The sequence below is a fragment of the Actinotignum urinale DSM 15805 genome (assembly GCF_000420445.1).
GTDB classification, from domain to species: Bacteria; Actinomycetota; Actinomycetes; order Actinomycetales; family Actinomycetaceae; genus Actinotignum; species Actinotignum urinale.
Window position 1 is genome coordinate 267,389 of record NZ_ATUY01000001.1, and the last position, 20,211, is coordinate 287,599.

The 20,211-nt window shown below is 51.9% G+C and carries 16 protein-coding genes; 10 read left to right on the plus strand and 6 right to left on the minus strand.

Annotation, left to right across the window (positions count from 1 at the left end; genetic code table 11):
- Nucleotides 1-84: 84 nt before the first annotated feature.
- The 8 genes from G445_RS0101185 (at nt 85) to G445_RS0101220 (ending at nt 11,092) form a co-directional block, all read left to right on the plus strand.
- Nucleotides 85-1,590, plus strand: a complete 1,506-nt coding sequence (locus G445_RS0101185; protein ID WP_022865753.1) for an ABC transporter substrate-binding protein — start codon at nt 85-87, stop codon at nt 1,588-1,590.
- Complete coding sequence (locus G445_RS0101190) at nt 1,590-2,603, plus strand: ABC transporter permease (RefSeq protein ID WP_022865754.1); 1,014 nt, start codon at nt 1,590-1,592, stop codon at nt 2,601-2,603. Before G445_RS0101185 ends, G445_RS0101190 begins: the two co-directional genes overlap by 1 nt.
- Nucleotides 2,600-3,445, plus strand: coding sequence for an ABC transporter permease (locus G445_RS09030; RefSeq protein WP_022865755.1), 846 nt, complete (start codon nt 2,600-2,602; stop codon nt 3,443-3,445). The genes G445_RS0101190 and G445_RS09030 overlap by 4 nt, the downstream gene beginning before the upstream one ends.
- Entirely contained in the window at nt 3,442-4,227 is a 786-nt protein-coding gene (locus tag G445_RS0101200) for an ABC transporter ATP-binding protein (protein WP_026420842.1), read from the plus strand. Before G445_RS09030 ends, G445_RS0101200 begins: the two co-directional genes overlap by 4 nt.
- A gap of 5 nt (nt 4,228-4,232) precedes the next feature.
- Nucleotides 4,233-5,078: an ABC transporter ATP-binding protein gene (locus G445_RS09035; protein ID WP_084676352.1), complete on the plus strand. Its 846-nt coding sequence runs from the start codon at nt 4,233-4,235 to the stop codon at nt 5,076-5,078.
- Nucleotides 5,079-5,104: 26 nt separating this feature from the next.
- Complete coding sequence (locus G445_RS09040; RefSeq protein WP_022865756.1) at nt 5,105-6,028, plus strand: metallophosphoesterase; 924 nt, start codon at nt 5,105-5,107, stop codon at nt 6,026-6,028.
- A gap of 229 nt (nt 6,029-6,257) precedes the next feature.
- On the plus strand, nt 6,258-8,930 hold the full coding sequence (gene valS, locus G445_RS0101215) for a valine--tRNA ligase (RefSeq protein ID WP_022865757.1): 2,673 nt from the start codon (nt 6,258-6,260) through the stop codon (nt 8,928-8,930).
- A gap of 329 nt (nt 8,931-9,259) precedes the next feature.
- Nucleotides 9,260-11,092, plus strand: a complete 1,833-nt coding sequence (locus G445_RS0101220; protein ID WP_022865758.1) for an AMP-dependent synthetase/ligase — start codon at nt 9,260-9,262, stop codon at nt 11,090-11,092.
- A 285-nt stretch (nt 11,093-11,377) separates the two neighbouring features.
- Here G445_RS0101220 and G445_RS0101225 read toward each other — a convergent pair whose 3' ends face one another.
- The 5 genes from G445_RS0101225 to tig all read right to left on the minus strand — a co-directional run bounded on the left by G445_RS0101225 (nt 11,378) and on the right by tig (nt 16,682).
- Nucleotides 11,378-11,728: a chorismate mutase gene (locus G445_RS0101225; RefSeq protein ID WP_022865759.1), complete on the minus strand. Its 351-nt coding sequence runs from the start codon at nt 11,726-11,728 to the stop codon at nt 11,378-11,380.
- Nucleotides 11,725-12,993: an ATP-dependent Clp protease ATP-binding subunit ClpX gene (gene clpX, locus G445_RS0101230; RefSeq protein WP_022865760.1), complete on the minus strand. Its 1,269-nt coding sequence runs from the start codon at nt 12,991-12,993 to the stop codon at nt 11,725-11,727. The genes G445_RS0101225 and clpX overlap by 4 nt, the downstream gene beginning before the upstream one ends.
- Nucleotides 12,994-13,350: 357 nt before the next feature.
- Complete coding sequence (locus tag G445_RS0101235) at nt 13,351-14,010, minus strand: ATP-dependent Clp protease proteolytic subunit (protein ID WP_051126976.1); 660 nt, start codon at nt 14,008-14,010, stop codon at nt 13,351-13,353.
- Nucleotides 14,011-14,126: 116 nt separating this feature from the next.
- On the minus strand, nt 14,127-14,717 hold the full coding sequence (locus G445_RS0101240) for an ATP-dependent Clp protease proteolytic subunit (RefSeq protein ID WP_102165697.1): 591 nt from the start codon (nt 14,715-14,717) through the stop codon (nt 14,127-14,129).
- A 360-nt stretch (nt 14,718-15,077) separates the two neighbouring features.
- Nucleotides 15,078-16,682, minus strand: coding sequence for a trigger factor (tig, locus tag G445_RS0101245; RefSeq protein WP_022865763.1), 1,605 nt, complete (start codon nt 16,680-16,682; stop codon nt 15,078-15,080).
- 145 nt (nt 16,683-16,827) lie between these two features.
- Here tig and G445_RS0101250 point away from each other — a divergent pair, with 145 nt between their 5' ends.
- Together G445_RS0101250 and bcp are read left to right on the plus strand one after the other, a co-directional pair.
- The gene (locus tag G445_RS0101250) at nt 16,828-17,295 is read left to right on the plus strand and encodes a carboxymuconolactone decarboxylase family protein (RefSeq protein ID WP_022865764.1); all 468 of its coding nucleotides are present in this window, start codon (nt 16,828-16,830) and stop codon (nt 17,293-17,295) included.
- 513 nt (nt 17,296-17,808) lie between these two features.
- Nucleotides 17,809-18,294: a thioredoxin-dependent thiol peroxidase gene (gene bcp / locus G445_RS0101260; RefSeq protein ID WP_022865766.1), complete on the plus strand. Its 486-nt coding sequence runs from the start codon at nt 17,809-17,811 to the stop codon at nt 18,292-18,294.
- A 416-nt stretch (nt 18,295-18,710) separates the two neighbouring features.
- Here the strand turns inward: bcp and G445_RS09045 are convergent, their stop codons facing one another.
- Entirely contained in the window at nt 18,711-20,201 is a 1,491-nt protein-coding gene (locus G445_RS09045; protein ID WP_022865767.1) for an amino acid permease, read from the minus strand.
- Between the last annotated feature and the right edge of the window lie 10 nt (nt 20,202-20,211).

Sequence of the window (20,211 nt, forward strand, 5' to 3'; positions counted from 1 at the left end):
TTTCATAACCACCGAATAAACTCACAACCCATGATTAGAATAAATTAGGGTGAGATTCGCTCCCCACGGATCGATTGGAATCTGATGAAGAAAATTGCAGGTCTTTCATTCCTTATAGTCGCAGCATTATCTTTTGCAGGCTGTTCCGGTTCAAGCCCAACATCTCAAGGCCCGGCCGATACAAACGCAACAGTTCATGTTGGCTTCCGCCTTGAAACCGGTGGGCTTAATCCCACAACAACGGGTGGAGCGGCATTCCGACAGCTCGGTATTGACAACGTATATGAAGGACTCACCCGTGTTAACCAACAGGGTGAAGTTGTCCCCTCACTAGCTAAAAAGTGGGACGTTTCAGACGATGGCTTAAAGTACACCTTCCATCTTCAAAAAGGCGTCAAGTTCCACGACGGAAGCGATTTCGATTCCGAAGATGTTGTTGCCAGCTTGAAGGCGGCCACCGCACCCGATTCGAAGAACCCGGGCGCAAAATCCTTGAAAAAAGTCAAAGATATTACGGCTGAAGGTAAAGAAACCGTCGTCGTAACTTTAAATGAACGTGACACAACGCTTCTGGATTCGCTCGGAAACAGCGCTGGAATGATTATTCCTTCCGATAACAACAAGGATTTGAATAAAGAATCCAACGGTACCGGCCCCTACACCTTCGGTGAATGGAAAACCGGGGACTCCGTTACCCTCAAGCGCAACGACAACTATTGGGGTAAAAAAGCAAAAACCAAAGAGGTTGTTTACCACTACTACAAGGATCAGAAAGCCGCGGCAGATGCTCTGGCCTCCGGTCAAATTGACATCCTCACCGAATCCGACAATGACACCAAGCAGCGTTTCGCAAATGACGCCAAATTCAAACACTACGAAGGTAATGACACCTCGTGGATGACGCTCGGTTTCAACCACAAGAACCCGGCTCTGGCAAACGACAAAGTTCGCCACGCTATCCGCCAAGCAATAGATAAAGACGGGCTTGTTAAGGCACTCGGCGGAGATATTTACCGTGTGGGATCCATGGTTGTTCCCGATACACCACAGTGGAGCGATAGCCTCACGCAGGTTGACCCCTATAATATTGAGGAAGCCAAAAAGCTTCTTAACGAAGCTGGCGTCAAGGATTTGAAGCTCAACTTGCGTGTTGCTAACACCTATGACAGCGCAATGTCCGAATATATTGCTGCCCAGCTGAAGAAAATTGGTGTTGACGTCAAGATTGACACCATGGAATTCAGCACTTGGATGCAAGACGTCTACAAGGGCGGAAACTACGATATGACGATTGTTCTGCACGTTGACCCCTGGACGATTCTCAACTATGGCAACCCGAAGTATTACTGGAACTATGGTGATGCGAAGTCTGCCGATTTTGTGAAGGAAGCAACCGGCGCGAAAAGCATAAAGGAGCGCGACGAAAAACTCGCTCAGCTTGCCACGCATATTAGTGAGGACGCCGCATCCGACTGGCTCTATGCACGCAAGTGCATAACCTACGCCCGTGAAGGTGTGAGTGGATTCCCGACGAACCGCACTGTTTCGCGCTTCTACGTTCCAGAAATCGAAGTGGCAACAACGAAGTAATGTCTGTTCACGTCACTGCACCCAGCCATGCGCAGGAACAATTTTTAGCTCCGGAGAAAACCCGGACGCTACGAATTATTCTTTCCACAATTGCATGGTCACTTGTAGCATTGGCTGCGGCATCAGTGATTATTTTCTTCTCACTCCATATTCTTCCCGGCGATCCGGCAACACTCATGGGTGGATTTGATGCCACACCAGAACAGGTTGATTTGATTCGCCACCAATACGGATGGGACCGCCCAGTCATTGTTCAATACGTACAATGGCTGGGCGGTGCCCTAGGTGGAGATCTTGGAGTGTCCCCCTATAGCAAGAACAGTGTGACCTCAGAGCTTGTTCAAAAAATGCAGGTCACCCTCCCCCTTGCCATTTTCTCCCTCCTCCTTGCCCTCGCTTTCGCCCTGATTGTTGGGGTATATGCGGCCGTTCGCTCCCACACGAAAATGGGGCACCTGATTTCTTGGCTGAGCCAGCTCGGGATCGCCGTTCCGTCCTTCGTCGTCGGTATGCTCCTCATTATGTATGTGGCCGCCCCTTTCGGGTTACCCTCCACGGGTTTCCCCCGCGCTGGTTGGGAAGCGCCACAGGAAGCCTTCCGCTCCCTTATTCTTCCCACGATCACTCTTGCCATCCCTCAAGGCGCGATGCTCACGCGTTTTGTCCGAAGCGCCATGCTGGAACAACTCAACCAGGATTATGTTCGCACAGCCCGCGCTCAAGGCATGGGGTATATGCGAACAATTCTTACTCAAGCTCTGCGAAATGCATGGCTACCCCTGCTGTCTGTTATCGCCCTTGATGCGGCCAGTCTTATTATGGGAACCGTTGTTGTCGAACAAGTTTTTGCCCTCCCCGGAATTGGGCAACACCTCGTTGCGAGTGTAACGAAACGCGATATTGTGATGGTTCAAGGCTTCCTCATGGTTCTCTCCAGCCTGGTCATTCTTATTATGTTGCTCTCCAACCTGGCATCTCGTCTCCTTGACCCGCGAATAAGGGTGGCAACATGATTTCTTTCAAAACACGTTTACGCCAATTATTACGCAACCCTTCCGGGCTTTTCGGGCTTATTATCGCCACCTCTCTCCTATTCCTCTTCATTCTGTCCTACATCTGGGTTCCCTACCGTATCGAGGATGTTAACCCCTCGCATTCGTGGGCTCCTCCCAGCGCAGAACACTGGTTTGGCGCAGATCAGCTCGGTCGCGATATTTTTACGCTATTCGTTATTGGCGTGCGCGTCACCGTGAAAACAAGCGTGGGCAGTGCTCTCATCGCATTGATTCTCGGGCTCACCTTAGCCTCCCTCATCGTGTACGGGCCGCGCCTCATTCGCCGCCTCACCGAACGTTTGAGCGATATTTGGACAGCCTTCCCCACCCTCATTATTGCCCTCATTTTGGTTACTGCTTTCAAGGGCTCCACATTCACATCCACTCTCGCCATTGGTTTGGGAGCCGCCCCCGGCCTTGCCCGCACGGTCCTTCCCGAGCTTCGTCGCGCCACCGTATCCGATCACGTCCTCCTCGCGGTAACTAGCGGAGCGCGTTCCTGGTGGCTCCTATCGCGCCACATTATTCCCGCGGTCATCCCCACACTTCTCGTTCGAGTCACCCAAATTATGGGAATTAGCGCACTTACGGAAGCCGGCCTATCCTACCTTGGCGTAGGCACCCCACCGCCAACCCCCAGCTGGGGACGTATGCTCGCTACCTATCAAAACGTCATGTACACGCACCCCACCGTTATATTTATTCCCATGATTGCCCTGGTGCTAACTATTGTCGGCTTAAATCTTCTCGGTGACGGCCTGCGTGATGTCCTCGATCCACGCCGGGAGGCAGATTCATGACCCTACTTAGCGTTAAAAATCTCAGTATTTCCTTCGGAAACACCATCGTCGTCGATAATATTTCTTTTGATATCGACGAGGAAGAACGAGTCTGCATTATTGGCGAATCCGGTAGCGGGAAAACCGTCACTGCACTCGCCATTCAAGGCTTGCTCCCCCGTAATGCACACGTCACCGGCTCCATTCTTTTCGAAGGCAAGGAACTTGTGGGGCTGTCGGAAAAAGAATTTCGCAGTATTCGAGGCCTGCGCATCGGGTGCGTTTTCCAGGAGCCTCAAACTGCGCTCAATCCCGTCGTAAAAATTAAACATCAACTGGTGTATGCAACTCGTGCCCATCTGGGTTTAAAGAAAAAAGATGTGGCCATGCGCGCCGAGGAACTAGCACGCATGGTGGAGTTGCCCCATCCCACGGATATTATTAACCGCTACCCGCATGAGCTTTCCGGCGGGCAACGGCAGCGCGTGGTGATTGCGATGGCGTTGAGTTGCCGGCCTGCGATTCTTATTGCCGATGAACCGACGACGGCATTGGACGCCACCGTGGAAAGGCATATTTTGAAACTTATGGACGATAGGGCGCGTCAAGATTGCGCCTCCGTTCTCATGATTACGCACGATATGGCGGTTGCATACACGACGAGTCAACGCGTTATTGTGATGAAGGACGGGAAAATTGTGGAATCTGGTGCTACGGAGCAGATTCTGCGCAAACCCCGCCACCCCTATACACAAACACTTGTGGATGCCGCCCGCAAGACAAGTTTGCGCAAGGAGGGATAGGCGCCATGACAACGGAGCAGGAAAAAGAGCGGGCACTCGAACACGCGGGCAAAAACGAAAACGAGCAGACAACCGAACACGCAGGCGAACACGCCACCGAGCTTTTCCGCGTCCAAGATATTACGAAACGCTACCGGGACACGGTTGCTCTCGCCCCCACAAGCTTTACCCTCAATAAAGGCGAATCTTTGGGGATAATTGGCGAATCCGGGAGCGGGAAAACAACGCTAACCCGCCTCATGCTGGGGTTGAGCGAACCTAGTGGCGGTAGCGTCACGTATCGCGGCGAAAAGGTTGTGGCCGGCAAACGTGGCCTTAATAGGTTGCGCCGAGAAGTCCAACTTGTTCTCCAAGATCCATTTGCTTCGCTTAATCCGCGCATAACGATTGGGCGCATTATCTCTGAACCTCTCCAACTCCTTCATACCCCTGGAGATCATCGCGATATGGTACGCCAGGCTCTGGAGAAGGTGAGAATTAATCCCGACTGGGCCTCACGCTACCCGCACCAGCTTTCGGGTGGGCAGCGCCAAAGGGTGGCTATTGCTCGCGCGATTGCGAGCAACCCCCAGGTGATTATCGCCGACGAACCGGTTTCCGCGCTGGACGTGTCGGTGCGAGCCACGGTGATTGATTTGCTCGCAGATTTGCGACACCGCCTCGATTTAACTCTCGTTGTGGTGTCTCACGATCTTGGAATTGTCCAGCAACTGTGTGAAAACATCATGGTTTTGCGTAGTGGAACTGCTGTCGAATATGGGACAACCCAACAGATTCTGCTTCATCCCCAGCATCCAGCCACGCGCGAACTTCTCGACGCGGTTCCCACTCTCCCATTGGACGACGAGTGAAAAAATCGCCTAGCAAAGGACTCTCAATGGCAACGCCCACTCTACAACCACCACATATCCGCCTTCTCCACATTTCCGACACGCACCTATTCGGGGACGGTTCCCTTCACCGTGGCGTGATTGATACGACGGAGCGCCTCAACAAGGTTCTTCACCATGCCCAAAAAGGCGAGCCGTGCGCAGCAATTATTGTGAGCGGAGATATTTCCGACGACGGCACGGTTGAATCGTACCGCTTGGCGGAGGAAAAGATTGGCGCCTTGGCACGTACATGGAAGGCCCCTGTTGTGTGGGCGTGTGGAAATCATGATGCACGACGGGGAATGCGCCAGGCTTTCGCCTTTCCAGGAATGCCCGATGATCCGATTTTGTCTATCGCGGAGATTCCCGACTTGCGCATTATTGCCGTCGATACGAGCGTTCCGGGGAAGGGTTACGGTTATCTTGGTCAGCAAATTCAGTGGGCGATTGACGCCCAGGCAGATGATCGGGCGAATGTTTTTGTTCTTCACCATCCTCCGCTACCTGCCCCCACTCTTCTCCATGAGGCTCTTCGTTTAAGCGATACGGATGAGTTGGCGGATGCCTTGGAGAATATTCGTCCAGAAAATGGTATGCCTAAGCCCGTCGCGATTATTGCGGGGCACTACCATAGGGCAACACAAGGAACCGTTGGTGGGGTTCCGGTATTCGTTGCACCCGGCGTCGCCAATATTACTGTGTTGGATCGAGGGTATGAATGGGAATCGTCGGTAGCCGGGTCGGGATATGAGATTGTGACGCTCTCCCCTTCACCCGATTCCCCACTCCAGGCAAGCTGCTCTGCCGTCGTCTATGAAACACATGTGGCGGAAGGTGCCACTGAAGTTTTCCACTTCACTCCTGAACAGACTCGCGCCATTGGGCGAGAGGCAGGGCGCCCCGGGTGGGATCCCGATTGCCACCAATGAAACCCGAACAGAACCTACACCGCGCGCCTCCCGCACACAAGGCAACACTACGTAGAACCCGCGGCGCTTGCGCACAACCCAACACCGCATAGAACCCGCGCACAACGTAAAATCCAACATTCGAGAACCTACAATCTCGACATACACATCCGGAAAAACCCCACAAACGTGACGTAAGCGAAGATTTTTCACCTCTGTTCAACCAAGCCCACGCGATAGAATAGGTAGCATGACTCATTACAACGAAACATCCGAACTCCTCGATCACACGGAGGTACCGGAACGCGCAAATCTTGAAGGTCTCGAAAATAAGTGGGGACACACCTGGGAAGAGGAAGGCACCTACGCCTTTGACTCGAGTAGCCCACGCGAAGAGGTATATTCTATCGATACACCTCCGCCCACGGTGTCCGGTTCCCTCCATATTGGCCACGTTTTTTCCTATACACACACGGACACGATGGCGCGCTACCAGCGCATGAAAGGCAAATCCGTGTTCTACCCGATGGGCTGGGATGATAACGGGCTTCCCACCGAGCGTCGCGTCCAAAATTATTATGGTGTTCGTTGCGACCCATCCCTCCCCTACGAAGAAAATTTTGTTCCCCCGCATGATGGTGGGGACGGCAAATCCATTAAATACGCCGATCAGAAACCGATCTCTCGTCGCAATTTTATTGAACTGTGCGTCAAGCTCACCGAAGAGGACGAAAAACAGTTCGAGGCGCTGTGGCGCTATCTCGGTTTGAGTGTCGATTGGAAACAGCAGTATCAAACAATTGGCGCAAAGGCGCAAAAGGTTGCCCAGGCGGCGTTCCTCCGCAATCTCGAACGCGGGGAAGCCTACCAGGCTCAGGCCCCCGGCCTATGGGATGTTACTTTCCAAACCGCCGTCGCCCAGGCAGAGCTGGAAGCACGTGATTATCCCGGTGCGTATCACGCCCTCGCCTTCCATGCCGATAATGAAGATGTGGTTATTGAAACGACCCGCCCGGAGCTCCTCCCCGCATGTGTTGCCCTGATTGCCCACCCGGATGATGAACGCTACCAGCATCTTTTCGGTAGCGCCGTGAAAGTTCCCGTGTTCGGTATGGAGGTTCCGGTTCTTGCCCACCCCATGGCGGAAATGGACAAGGGCGCCGGTATTGCCATGTGCTGTACGTTTGGTGACACCACGGATATTGTGTGGTGGCGCGAACTCGGGTTGCCGTTGCGTAACGTGCTCGGCAAAGACGGTCGCATGGTTCGCGATATCCCAGAATGGTTGAATAACGACGAAGCCCGCGAACTATACGCAGATCTCGCTGGGAAAACCACGTTTACTGCACGCAAGATTCTCGTCGAAAAACTTGGGGAAACCGGCGAAATGATTGGTGAACCCAAACCAACCAACCGTAAAACAAACTTCTTTGAAAAAGGCGATAAGCCCCTGGAAATCGTGACCTCGCGTCAATGGTATATCCGTAACGGTGGACGCGCATATACGCAAGCCAACGGCAAGGATTTGCGCGACAACCTTCTTGATGCCGGGCAAAAACTTCAGTTCCATCCTGATTTCATGCGTGTTCGTTACGATAATTGGGTTAAGGGCCTGAATACAGACTGGTTGATTTCGCGTCAGCGTTTCTTCGGGGTGCCTATTCCCGTGTGGTACAAGGTTTCCGAGAATGGTGAGGTTCTTTACGACGAAATCCTGGTTCCTAGCGAAGATGTGCTCCCCATTGATCCTTCCTCCGATGTTCCTGCCGGATATACGGAAGATCAACGCGATGTTCCCGGTGGTTTCTCCGGCGAACAGGACATTATGGATACGTGGGCGACCTCCTCGCTCTCCGCACAGATTGCCGCCGGTTGGCTGACGAATAGTGATGTTTTTGAGCGCGTGTATCCCATGGATTTGCGTCCTCAGGGTCAGGATATTATTCGTACCTGGCTGTTTAGCTCTATGGTTCGTGCACATCTTGAATTCGGGGATTTGCCGTGGAAACACGCGGGTATTTCGGGTTGGATTTTGGATCCGGATCGTAAGAAGATGTCCAAGTCGAAGGGTAATGTTGTCACCCCAATGGGTCTGCTGGAAAAGCACGGGGCGGATGCTGTTCGCTACTGGGCGGCAGCTGCGCGTTTAGGTGTGGATGCGGCGTTTGAAGAAAAGCAGATGAAGGTTGGGCGCCGCCTTGCCATGAAGGTCCTCAACGCCTCCAAGTTCGCTTTCGGCATGGCTGGCAGTGGGGAGCCTATTGATCTTGATATGTCTCAGGTTTGCCACCCGATTGATCAGGCAATGCTTGCCTCCTTGGCGAATGTTGTTGATACGGCAACGGAGTCTTTCGAAAAATATGATCACGCACATGCCTTAGAAGTTGCGGAAACCTCCTTCTGGAATTTCTGCGATGATTACCTTGAGTTGGTCAAGGATCGCGCATACTCTGATGGGGCGGGCGCGAAGAGCGCGCAGGTCACCTTAAATGTGTGCGTTGATACGTTCCTAAGGCTCCTCGCCCCCTTCATTCCGTATGCAACAGAAGAAGTGTGGAGCTGGTACCGTACGGGTTCCGTGCATCATGCGCAGTGGCCTGTATCTGAGCCGTTACGTGAAGCATCTCAAGGTGCGGACGCTGAATTGCTGGATCTTGCCGGGCAGGCGCTCGCCGTTTTGCGTGGCGTAAAATCCGCAGCGAAGGTTTCCCAGCGCACCAGCTTCAAACACGCCGAAATCATTGCTCCTCGTAGCGGTGACACAAACGGTAAGGAATCTTTGGAAGCCGTTGCAGACGATTTGCGTGGCGCCACACATATTGAAGGCGAGTTCACCATTACAATTCCCGACAACGACACAGACGCTGTTAGCGTTGGTGCTTGTGAATTGAACGAACCGGAACCGAAGAAACCGAAAGCATAGAATAAGCACTCATCGTGTGGCTGAGACTAAAGGTCTCAGCCACAAGGCTTTTACCCAGCCGTCATAATGTGACATTATGACCACCGCCCTAACCCATAATTATTTTTCAAGAATTAAGCCATTATTGATATTTTATTGATAGTCTGAATAACGTATGTTTGTCCGGGGTAAATATCTCGGCGTAAGTAACCTCAGCGTTTCTTTTTCGTCGTACATACGACATAGTATGGAACCACTGTTTCGACTATGAAAGTGGCGGAAAATTTGGCGTGAGGCAAAAGGTTTCGCACACGCGGAATCTACAGAAACTGTGGCAGATAAGGAGAGTCATGGCAGATATTGAGGATAAAAAGAACCCGACATTATTCACGCCGGGTAAAATTCACATTACCGAAGAGATGACAATCCCTTGGCTTATCCGCAATATTGCCCAGGAGCAACCGGAAAAACCCACATTTTCTCGCAAATCTGCGCTCGGTTCCTGGCTCGATATCACGTGGGGTGCTTTTGAGGCAGAATATCGCAGGCTCGCCCGCGGTTTTATTGCGCTCGGCATTGAACCGGGTGAACGTGTGGCGCTCATGTCCCACACCCGCTACGAATTCACGCTCATTGATTTTGCCCTGTGGTCTATTGGCGCAATGGCGGTTCCGATTTACGAAACGGATTCAACTTCGCAGTCCGAATGGATTATCCAGGACGCCCATTGCCGTTTCGCAATTGCCGAAAATGCGCAACTGAAAGCCACACTCTTGCCCATTATCGATTCCGTCGAACATTTTGAACACATTTACGTGATTGAAAATAACGATCTGGAAAATATTGCGGCGAAGGGATCCATGGATACGGATCCGGAAATCGACCGACGCACGAATGCGCTTAACGCCGATGATCCCGCCACCATTATTTATACTTCCGGATCCACGGGATGTTCCAAAGGCGTTATTCTTTCACACCGTAACTTCCTTCACGTGGTGATGAACGGAACCTTGGATGATGAGTTGAGTATTGTGCTCACGGGGAATAATCGACGCACTCTTTTGTTCTTGCCCATGGCTCACGTTTTTGCTCGCTTCACCAACATTTTGGCGATGTATGCGGGTGTAAAGATTGGATATTGCCCGGATACGAGCACTCTTGTGAACGATCTTCAATCTTTCAAACCGCATTTCATGCTTGCTGTGCCCCGCGTTTTTGAAAAAATCTATAACGCGATTGATGCCCGTTCAACGGGTGCGAAACAGAAACTTTTCCGTTATTACGCAAAGGTTGCCATCCAGTATTCGCGTGCTCTCGATACGGAAACTGGGCCAAGTGTGGCTCTTCGTATGCAACACAAAATCGGTGAACGCCTCGTGTATTCGAAAATTAAGGCGCTCACCGGTGGGCATTTGGAATGGGTGATTTCTGGTGGCGCGCCACTGGGTGCGCGTCTGGGGCATTTCTTCCGCAGTATTGGTATTAACTGCCTTGAAGGCTACGGTTGCACGGAAACATCCGCCCCAACCTGCGTGAACCGTCCTGGGTTCCAGCGGATTGGTAGTGTGGGGCCGGCATACCCCGGATGCCATATTTCTATTGACGACGATGGTGAAATCCTCGTGAAGGGCGATCACGTCTTTAAGGAATATTTGAATAATCCGGAAGAAACGGCCGCGTCGTTTACGCAGGACGGCTGGTTTAAGACCGGTGATTTGGGCGAGATTCGTGATGGTGTCGTGTATATTACGGGTCGCAAGAAGGAACTTATTGTGACGGCTGGCGGGAAGAATGTGTCCCCCGCGATTCTTGAAGATGCTTTGCGTGGGCATCCGCTCATCAGCCAGGTCGTTGTGGTTGGCGATAAGCGTCCATTTATTGGCGCGTTGATTACTTTGGATGCGGACATGCTGCCACTGTGGTTGAAAAATAAGGGGCTTCCTGAGATTCCGGTGGCTGAAGCACGGAAGGATCCGCAAATTATTGCGGCGATCGATCGTGCAGTGAAACGTGCCAATTCGCAGGTGTCGCGTGCGGAGTCAATCCGTAAGTTCGTTATTCTTCCGATTGATTTTACGACGGAAAATACGTATCTCACGGCTTCTATGAAGGTTCGACGCTCCCGTGTGCTTTCTGCCTTCGCTGATACTATCGCGAACGATATTTACGGAGATACTAAGTAGGTCTAGGCGGGTCTAGGTAAGTCCTATGTAGGTCTAAGTAAGTCTTAGTAGGCAATACGGTTTTTCTCTACACAGAGGGTGGGTGCGATATTAAATGTCGCACCCACCCTCGCTCTACGCTTATATGTGCTTTATACGCGCTTGATACACCCGATAACGCCTTAATCGCCCTATACGCGCTTGATACGCGCCCAGCAGTGTACAGACGCAAATGTTGTTGCACCCACCGCTCCACGCCCTATACGCGGTTTTTACAGTTGTTTTCTGCGGTTTTTACGGGTTGTTTTAGATTCCGGTGCTATCTTCCTGCAATTTCCGGTGGTTATCCGTCGCGTGGTTAACAATCATCATATGAACCTCGTGGGCAAAGTCCGGTTCAATTCCCGCTTCTTTCGCCAGTGTGCGAATCCTTGCTTCCTGTTCGGATTCGCGTTTAATATCTTGTGGCGGTAGCTGAACCCTTGCCTTCAACTCTCCCACACGATCCGTGACCTGTTTACGTAAGGCGAGAAGGTGAATAAGTTGTGCGTCGTACACATCAAGTTGGGCACGGTATATTTCAAGTTCGTGAGGAATCGGTGCGGAAGCGGGTTCGTTCATCCCTGCGCCCGTATTCACCGTATTGTGTTCGCTCATGCTGTTTTCCCTTCGCGCACTTCACCTTCATACAGATATTGCACGTCTGCTGTCCCTATCACTGCAGCATCCGTCACAATAACTTCTACGATTTCTTCCCGTGAGGGCACTTCAAACATTGCTTTACTCAGGACGCGCTCCATAATGGAACGCAATCCCCTAGCGCCTGTTCCGCGCGTCATTGCTTCATGCGCGATTTCTTTTAGGGCTTCATGGGTGAAAGTGAGGTCAACGCCGTCGAACTCAAAAAGTTTCTCGTACTGTTTAATAATGGCATTTTTTGGTTCAGTGAGGATACGAATAAGATCGTTTTCCGTGAGGGCCTCAACAGTCGCAATCACGGGTAGGCGCCCGACAAGCTCAGGAATTAACCCGTATTTGTGTAAATCATCTGGGGTGACATCCACAATCGCGTCTTTCACCTTATCGAGATCGTGGAGTTGCGCCCCGAAACCGATTCCGTGCGTGCCCTGACGCGAGGAAATCATTTCTTCAAGCCCCGCGAAAGCCCCCGCGCAAATAAACAGAATATTGGCGGTGTTAATGTGGACGAGTTCTTGTTGCGGATGCTTGCGTCCTCCCTGAGGCGGCACGGCAGCTGTTGTCCCTTCAATGATTTTGAGAAGAGCTTGTTGCACGCCTTCACCGGAAACGTCGCGCGTAATGGACGGGTTTTCCGATTTGCGCGTTATTTTATCGATTTCGTCAATGTAGATAATACCACGTTCTGCTTTTTGAATATCGTTATCGGCAACCTGGATGAGGCGAAGAAGAATATTTTCGACGTCCTCCCCCACGTATCCGGCTTCTGTAAGCGCGGTTGCATCCGCAATGGTGAAGGGAACATCTAGCATGCGGGCAAGAGATTGTGCAAGATAGGTTTTCCCGGTTCCTGTTGGGCCGAGGAGAAGAATATTTGATTTCCCGAGTTCCACGTGCTCGTCGTCGTTTTTCCCGTTGTTGTTCTGCGCAAAAAGACGTTTGTAATGGTTATATACGGCAACGGAAAGGGTTCGTTTCGCGCGGTCTTGCCCCACCACGTAATCGTTGAGGAAGTTATAAATATCCTCGGGGACGGGGAGTTTATCGAAGTTCATTTCGCCGGATTGGGTGCCGAGTTCTTGTTCGATAATTTCGTTGCAGAGTTCAATGCATTCGTTGCAGATGTAGACGCCTGAACCCGTCACAAGTTTTTTCACTTGCCGTTGGGTTTTTTGGCAGAATGAGCATTTTAACGCTTCTGCCGCATCCATCGTGGCTGCCATTTTTCTCCTCATGCATTGTGTGCGTGTTTGACGTACCAGTTTATTGTACCCGCTGTGGCGCAGTTTATTGTTAGGCACGTGGTACTTGCGGAGTCGCTTTTTCCTTTATTTTGTGTACGACGACGATGGGCGGGGTATTCCTACCCCGCCCATGTTGACAGCTTAAGCTACCTTTTTATGATTGAGTAATTCTTGCGCACGAACGCACCAGGCACAGGATTACATTTGCCACAACCTCTTATTAACCATTCGCATTATCGGGGTTTCATCTCGCATCCGTCGAGAATCAGCCCCGGTAATGTTGCTGTAGCGAAAATGTACTGAGGTTGCCGCAGCGAAAAACTATCGTGCGTAATGTTAACGAGCCGATTCTACCGGCGCTTTGCGCGATTCGAGGACCTGGTCAACAATGCCATATTCTTTAGCTTGTTGTGCGGTCAAAATTTTATCGCGCTGAATATCCTGGTGGACACGTTCGCGTGGCTGACCGGTGTGGCTTGCAAGGGTGTCAACAAGCCAGTCCGTCATGCGGTCGAGCTCGTCGGCAACGATACTAATATCTGTTGCCTGGCCTTGCATTCCTTCCATTGCCGGCTGGTGAATAAGGACGCGCGCATTGGGTAATGCGAGGCGACGTCCAGGCGTTCCTGCCGCAAGAAGAATCGCTGCGGCGGAGGCTGCCTGCCCGAGGCACACGGTTTGAATTTGTGGCTTAATGTACTGCATGGTGTCGTAAATTGCCGTCATTGCCGTGAGGCTACCACCCGGAGAATTAATGTACATGGTGATGGGCGAGCTGGGATCCATGGATTCCAGGACGAGGAGCTGTGCCATCACATCATCTGCGGATGCGTCATCCACCTGGACACCGAGGAAAATAATGCGGTCCTCAAAGAGTTTGGTGTAGGGGTTGGAACGCTTGTATCCGTAGGGTGTGCGTTCTTCAAAGTCGGGAAGAACGTAACGGTTGGTGGGCATATTTCCTGCCTTGTGCGTGGGCATGGCGTTCGCGTGCATCGTGGCGCCCGAGTTTACAGAACCAGCGTGCATGGCGTTCGCGCCGTGTGAAGTATTTCCGCCCGTCATTCCCATCATGTGGGGAAGGTTCCCGGCAGCGTTGAAGTTTATCGACATTAGTTACCTGCCTCCGTGTTGTCGCTGGTGGTTTTCTTCAGCATTGTTTGCGAGTTCGCAATAATATGATCGACGAAACCGTATTCGAGGGCTTCTTGTGCGGTGAACCAGCGATCGCGTTCTGAATCTTCAAGAATTTGTTCCACAGTTTTTCCGGTGTGCTGTGCGTTGAGCGCGGAAAGTTCCTGCTTCATCTGCAAAATAAGGTTGGCGTTAATACGAATATCTGCCGCCACGCCACCGGCTCCGCCACTGGGCTGATGCATGAGGACGCGCGTATGCGGTGTAATGTAACGCTTTCCAGGGGTTCCTGCGGAGAGGAGGAACTGACCCATGGATGCGGCCATACCCATGGCGACGGTAACAACATCTGGTTGGATGTACTGCATGGTGTCAAAAATCGCCATACCTGCGGTAACGGAGCCACCCGGTGAATTAATGTAAAGGTAAATATCGCTTTCGGGATCTTCCGCCGCAAGAAGCATCATCTGTGCGCAAATCTGGTTAGCGTTATCGTCACGGACTTCAGATCCGAGCCAAATGATTCGTTCCTTAAGGAGACGTTGGTAGACAGCATCACCAAATGCCATAGGCTGTTCGCCAGCCGTTGCCAGAGGAGCAATTGTAGTCACGTTTTTCCTTCCTTGAATCCCGTGCGGATTCTTTGTGGGCATGACAGGTATTTTTGCCCACTACCACATGCAAGCGTAGTGGGACTTTCTTTCGTGTTCACGAATGAGCGGTTGTTTTTCGCTGATGGCGCATGGTGTGCGCTGTAGCGGGTGGTGGGTAGGTAAAGCGTGTGCTTTACCTACCCACCACCCGATGTAAATATGTTTGTTTGCGTTACTAGCATCTTAAATTCATCGCTTATCAGGGCGTTTTTTCAGTTTGCCGTTTAGGCATTGATTTACCCCGAGCTTTGAATTTTGCCGGCTACCGCGTTTTGTTTAGGCGAGAGCTTCGAGCTTGGAAATCAGTGTTTTACGGCCTTTTCCAGCCTTTTCTGCTTCGAGAACGCGGGCAACTTCTGCCTTATCTGCACTTTCGGCGTAGGCAAGAACTTCGTCGACCTTCTTGGTGGAGGGGTCGAAATCGCCGGTGTTGCTAGCCTTATCGGCTTCCTTTTCGCCAGCGTCGTTCTTTGCGGCTGCCTTCTTTGCAGGCTTAGCTACAGGTTTTGCCGTCGCTACACCAAATTCGGGTACGAGCTCATTTTCGGGCTTTTCACCAACGGCAGCAATAATATCAACCTTGTTGCCATCCTTATCCACAACATTGGTGTAACGCAGTGCCGCGATTAACGCCTTGCCCTGGCGAAGCTGGTTAGCGAACGCCGGAATTTCGTTGCGCTGAGCAACCAAGCTAATAAACTGCTGGGGATCCATGCCATACATCTGAGACTGCTGGATCATAAAGTTGAACAGTTCGTCCTGCTCAACGTTAATGCCGAATTTTTCGGTAAGAACGTCAAGAATGATCTGTTCACGCAAGCCGTTAGCAAGATCGTCGCGAATATCCTTGGCGTGTTCCAGATCGCCTTCCTTGCCTTCGCTTTCCAAGTGTGCATCCACCTGTGCGTTAATAATGCGATCCGAAAGCGGAACGTCAATAACTTCACGGAACTTTTCGAGCATAAGGCTACGCGCTTGAGTTGCCTGGGCCTGAATGGCTGCTTCCTTTGCCTTCTTCGCAAGATCTTCACGCAGTTCTTCGATGGTGTCGAATTCGGAGGCTTCCTGAGCGAAATCGTCGTCGGCTTCCGGAAGTTCAGATTCCTGAACCTTATTCACGGTGACGGTGACGTCAGCGTCTTTACCTTCGTGTTCCCCGCCAGCAAGCTTGGTGGTAAACGTTACGGTTTCCCCGGCCTTCTTGCCCATAATGGCATCATCGAGGCCGTCAAGCATGTTTCCGTCGCCGATACGATAGGAAATACCGGACGCGGAATCCACCTCTTCACCGTCAATAGTGGCGACTAGATCGATGGTAACGGTGTCCTTTTCGCCAGCTTCGCGTTCAACATCCTTCAATGTTGCGAAACGTTCCTGAAGTGCAACGAGGCGTTCTTCAGCAGCCTTTTCGGTATCGACGGCGTTCTCAACGGTAAAGGTCATGTCCGCAGGGTTCGGGATAACAATCTCGGGGCGAACATCGACGGTTACGTTAAAGGTTAACGGCTTATCTTCACCCTTTTCGTAGGGGCCTTCAATATCGGTTACTTCAGGGCGTCCAAGCGGGGTGAGCTTGTTTTCTTCCAGGGCAACACGGTAGTAATCGTCCATAGAATCATTGATTGCCTGTTCGACGATGGCTCCGCGGCCAAACTGTGCTTCAAGCACGCGGGCAGGCACGTGCCCACGACGGAAACCGGGGATTTGAACCTGGTTGCCGATTTCTTTAGCAGCCTTGTCAATCTGTGGCTTAAAATCTTCAAAAGGAACCTCGACGGCAATTTTCACACGTGTTGGTTCGAGCTGTTCGTAGGAGCTCTTCACATTTTCTCCAGTCATATAAACAAGGGGCACATGCCCGGTTAAGGGCGTTGTGCCCACTGACATCACCTTTCACTCACGTGAAGGCATACCCACCAATTATACGGCTTCGACTCAGGCTAACGCGAGATTTTTACGCTAAGAGAACGGTGAAAATAGACACGGGACCTTCGAGCAGGAATAAAATAGGTGGCACGCATGTTTTATGAACATGAGTTCACGTAAACCCTATTTAGATAAAATTTCACCCGATACTTTCAAGGCTTTACTCGCGCTATCCGCGAACGTCACATCCGAAGCAATTGCGGCTGGTTTAACGCCCGAAGAAACCGAACTTATTAAGGTTCGCGCCTCGCAAATTAATGCCTGCGCCTACTGCCTCAATGTTCACACCGCAGATGCCCGCAAAATCGGTGTTTCGGGGCAAAAGCTGGACCTCCTCGCCGCGTGGCGCGAGGCAACCATTTTCTCCGAACGTGAGCGCGCCATTATCGCCGTCGCGGAAACCGCAACACGCACCCCACTCACGGCCGAATCCCACCGAGAATTAGACGCAGCTCAAGAAGTTTTGGGTGACGAACAATTCGCCTACGCCCAATGGCTTGCCGTAACAATTAACGCCTTCAACCGCATCTCCATTTTGAGCGAATACCCCGTTCGCGAACGCAAGTAAACACCACACCCGCGCACCAAGGCGAACAGGCAACACCCCGTGCGCACCACACCCGCAAACTAAAATCCCACATCCCCACCCAACACAAACAGCAACTCCCCAACCCCGCCCGCCACAGACCACGCGGACGCCTAACAAGACATAAAAATATGTGGCGCCCAAGGTTCCAGCCGGTTATCAAGCCCCCGAATTACCTCTCCAATTAAGGGGAAAATTCCGCCCCGGATTCATGCTGATCGGACTCGTCGGATTCGCACTCCAATATTGGATGTTCCTGGAAGGCAACATAGAATTGGAGAATACGCTCTACATTATTCAATCGTGTCGCCTGCGCTACTGAGAATAAACTATTAGGTGGTACATTGCCTTACTCAATCTCTACGCCGCGTAATGCGTTGCGTACCGTGAGTGTAAAAATGTACGACGACGGTGACGCGTATCGTCGTCGTACAAAAGAGAAGAACGCTACCCTACATAAAACAGGGCGATTTTTTTGGAACTGGAGGTTACATAATGGCTGAAAATAAGCGTTTGGGCGTGGGCGAGGAAGCCCCTGATTTTACGCTTTCCACCCCGGAAGGTGACGTGACGTTGAGGCACGCCACCCAGCAAGCAGAGCGGGGTGTTATCGTGTATTTTTATCCGCGAGCAATGACGCCCGGGTGTACAACGCAGGCCTGCGATTTTCGGGATAATCTGAATTCGTTTGCGTCCACGGGGTACACGGTTGTTGGGGTGTCCCCGGATTCGGTCGAGAAGCTGGTGTCCTTTGCCGAAAAATATTCCTTGAATTACGTGTTGGCTTCAGATGAGAACCATGAAGTAATGGACGCCTGGGGTGCATGGGGGACAAAAAAGAACTATGGCAAGGAATATGAGGGCGTTATTCGTTCGACGATTGTTGTGGGCAAAGACGGCCGTGTGGTAGCCGCTCACTACAATGTGAGGGCGAGAGGGCATGTGGCGCGCTTGAGGCGCGAGTTAGGCATTGACGGGTGAATCGGCCAAATGGGCTGGCGTGCTTGAGGCGCGAGCTGGGGATTGATGCGTAACGTGTGAAAACCGTGTGGCGAGCGTTTGGAAATATACGTGGTAAAGCGATGTTGCTTAGGTACGGAGTGGTGTGCTCTTGGCCGACACCTGACTTCCACAAGTTTTTGGTTTTTGTGTTGCGGAAGCTTGTTTTTGTTGATTTTCCGGGGTTTCGTTTCAAATTTTGGGACACTGCATTTGGGACACTGCATTTGTGGAAGTCCGCACCGATAAAGAAAACCCGCTACTGAAAAGTAGCGGGTTTTAGCATTACTAGCCAATCCTTAGAAGTGGTCAGTCCAGTACCAACCACCCCTTAATGGCGGTTAGTCCTTTACTAGAAATTCCTAGTAGCGGTTAGTCCATTACTAGCCAATACCTTACTAACCAATCCGTGGCAGTTCTTCAGGCTTGACGGCCGGAGGTATGTTCCCAAACCGTCGTGCCAACCAGTAGGCGCCAAAAAGAATCAACAAATAGGGCGGCCCCGCAATCCACACATTGGGCATAAGCCAGTAGAGGGAAATAAACACGGCAAGGCAGGCCGCAATTCCGAACCAGGCGGTAAACGGTGCGCCCCACAGGTGGGCTTTGGGAATGCCCAAGCCGGTAGCTTTACGCACGGCACGGAAACGAATATGCGTCAAAAACACCACAATCCAGGTAATCAAAATAGCCAAAATAACCGCGCCCATTAGGTATCCAAACGCTACCTTCGCTGAAAAAATTGCGATAAGGGAGGCGGCCACCATTCCTATCGACGCAAAGATAACCGCCCCGCGTGGTGCCCCGCTGTGGCTAGTTTTGCCGGCAAAAGCAGGGGCCATACCGTCCAAGGCGAGTGAATGGAACATTCGTGAGGAAGCATAGAGGCATCCGTTTGCAGCTGATAGCGCCGCCGCGATCAAAATCGCATTCATAATGTGACCAGCCGCGTGGATCCCGGCGCTGTCTAGCGCCTTCACGAAAGGAGAAGATTCCAGGGTGGATCCTGATGCTGCCGTTTGCGTCCAGGGCTGCATCGTCACAATCACGCCCACTGCCAGGATGTAGAAAATGAGCAGGCGCCAGATCATGTTTCTTGCTGCTCTCGGAATGTCGCGTTCAGGATGCTCGGATTCGGCAGCGCCAGCCGAAGAATTCTCAATCCCGCCAAAGCTAAATACGGCTATGCAGGCAGCCAGTAGCACGCCAGTAAAACCGTTCGGGAAAAGCCCGCCGTAAGCAATCAGATTATGTGCACCCGTGGGCGGATTTGAGCTAGGCCAGCCGAAGAAAATCAAAGAAAGACCCAACAATATGAATACGACGATGGAAACCACTTTAATCATGGAAAACCAATATTCGCTGGTGCCATACAAACGCACAGTAGCCAAATTCAGGCCCACAACGAACAGGGAACACAACACGGTTCCTGCCCCTAGCGAAAGTCCGGGGAACCAATGCTGCAGGTAGGTAGCGGTAGCAACAACTTCGGCCCCCACGGCCACGAAAGACTGGATTCCGAAATTCCATCGGGCCACGAAACCGCCCAATCGTCCCAGATATGCGCCAGCAATTGCGCCGTGCCCGCCGGGTACCGGATGTACAGACACCATTTCCGCCAGCGCCCACACGATTCCAAGCGCTAGTGTGCCTGCCAGAATGTAGCTTATTACGGTGCCTGGCCCGGCGAGGGAAATTGTGGAGCCGGAGCCTAAGAACAGTCCCGTTCCCAGCGCGCCGGAAAGGCCAATCATCGACACCTGTGCGCTGGTGAGTCTCCGATGTAGTCCGGTATGTTCCGAGCCATGGCCTTGCGCCACCTGGCCAGTAGCCTTCTTCTCAGTTGGTTCAGTTGGTTCCGTTGGTTCCGTTGATTCCGTAGCCACCATAAATCCTACT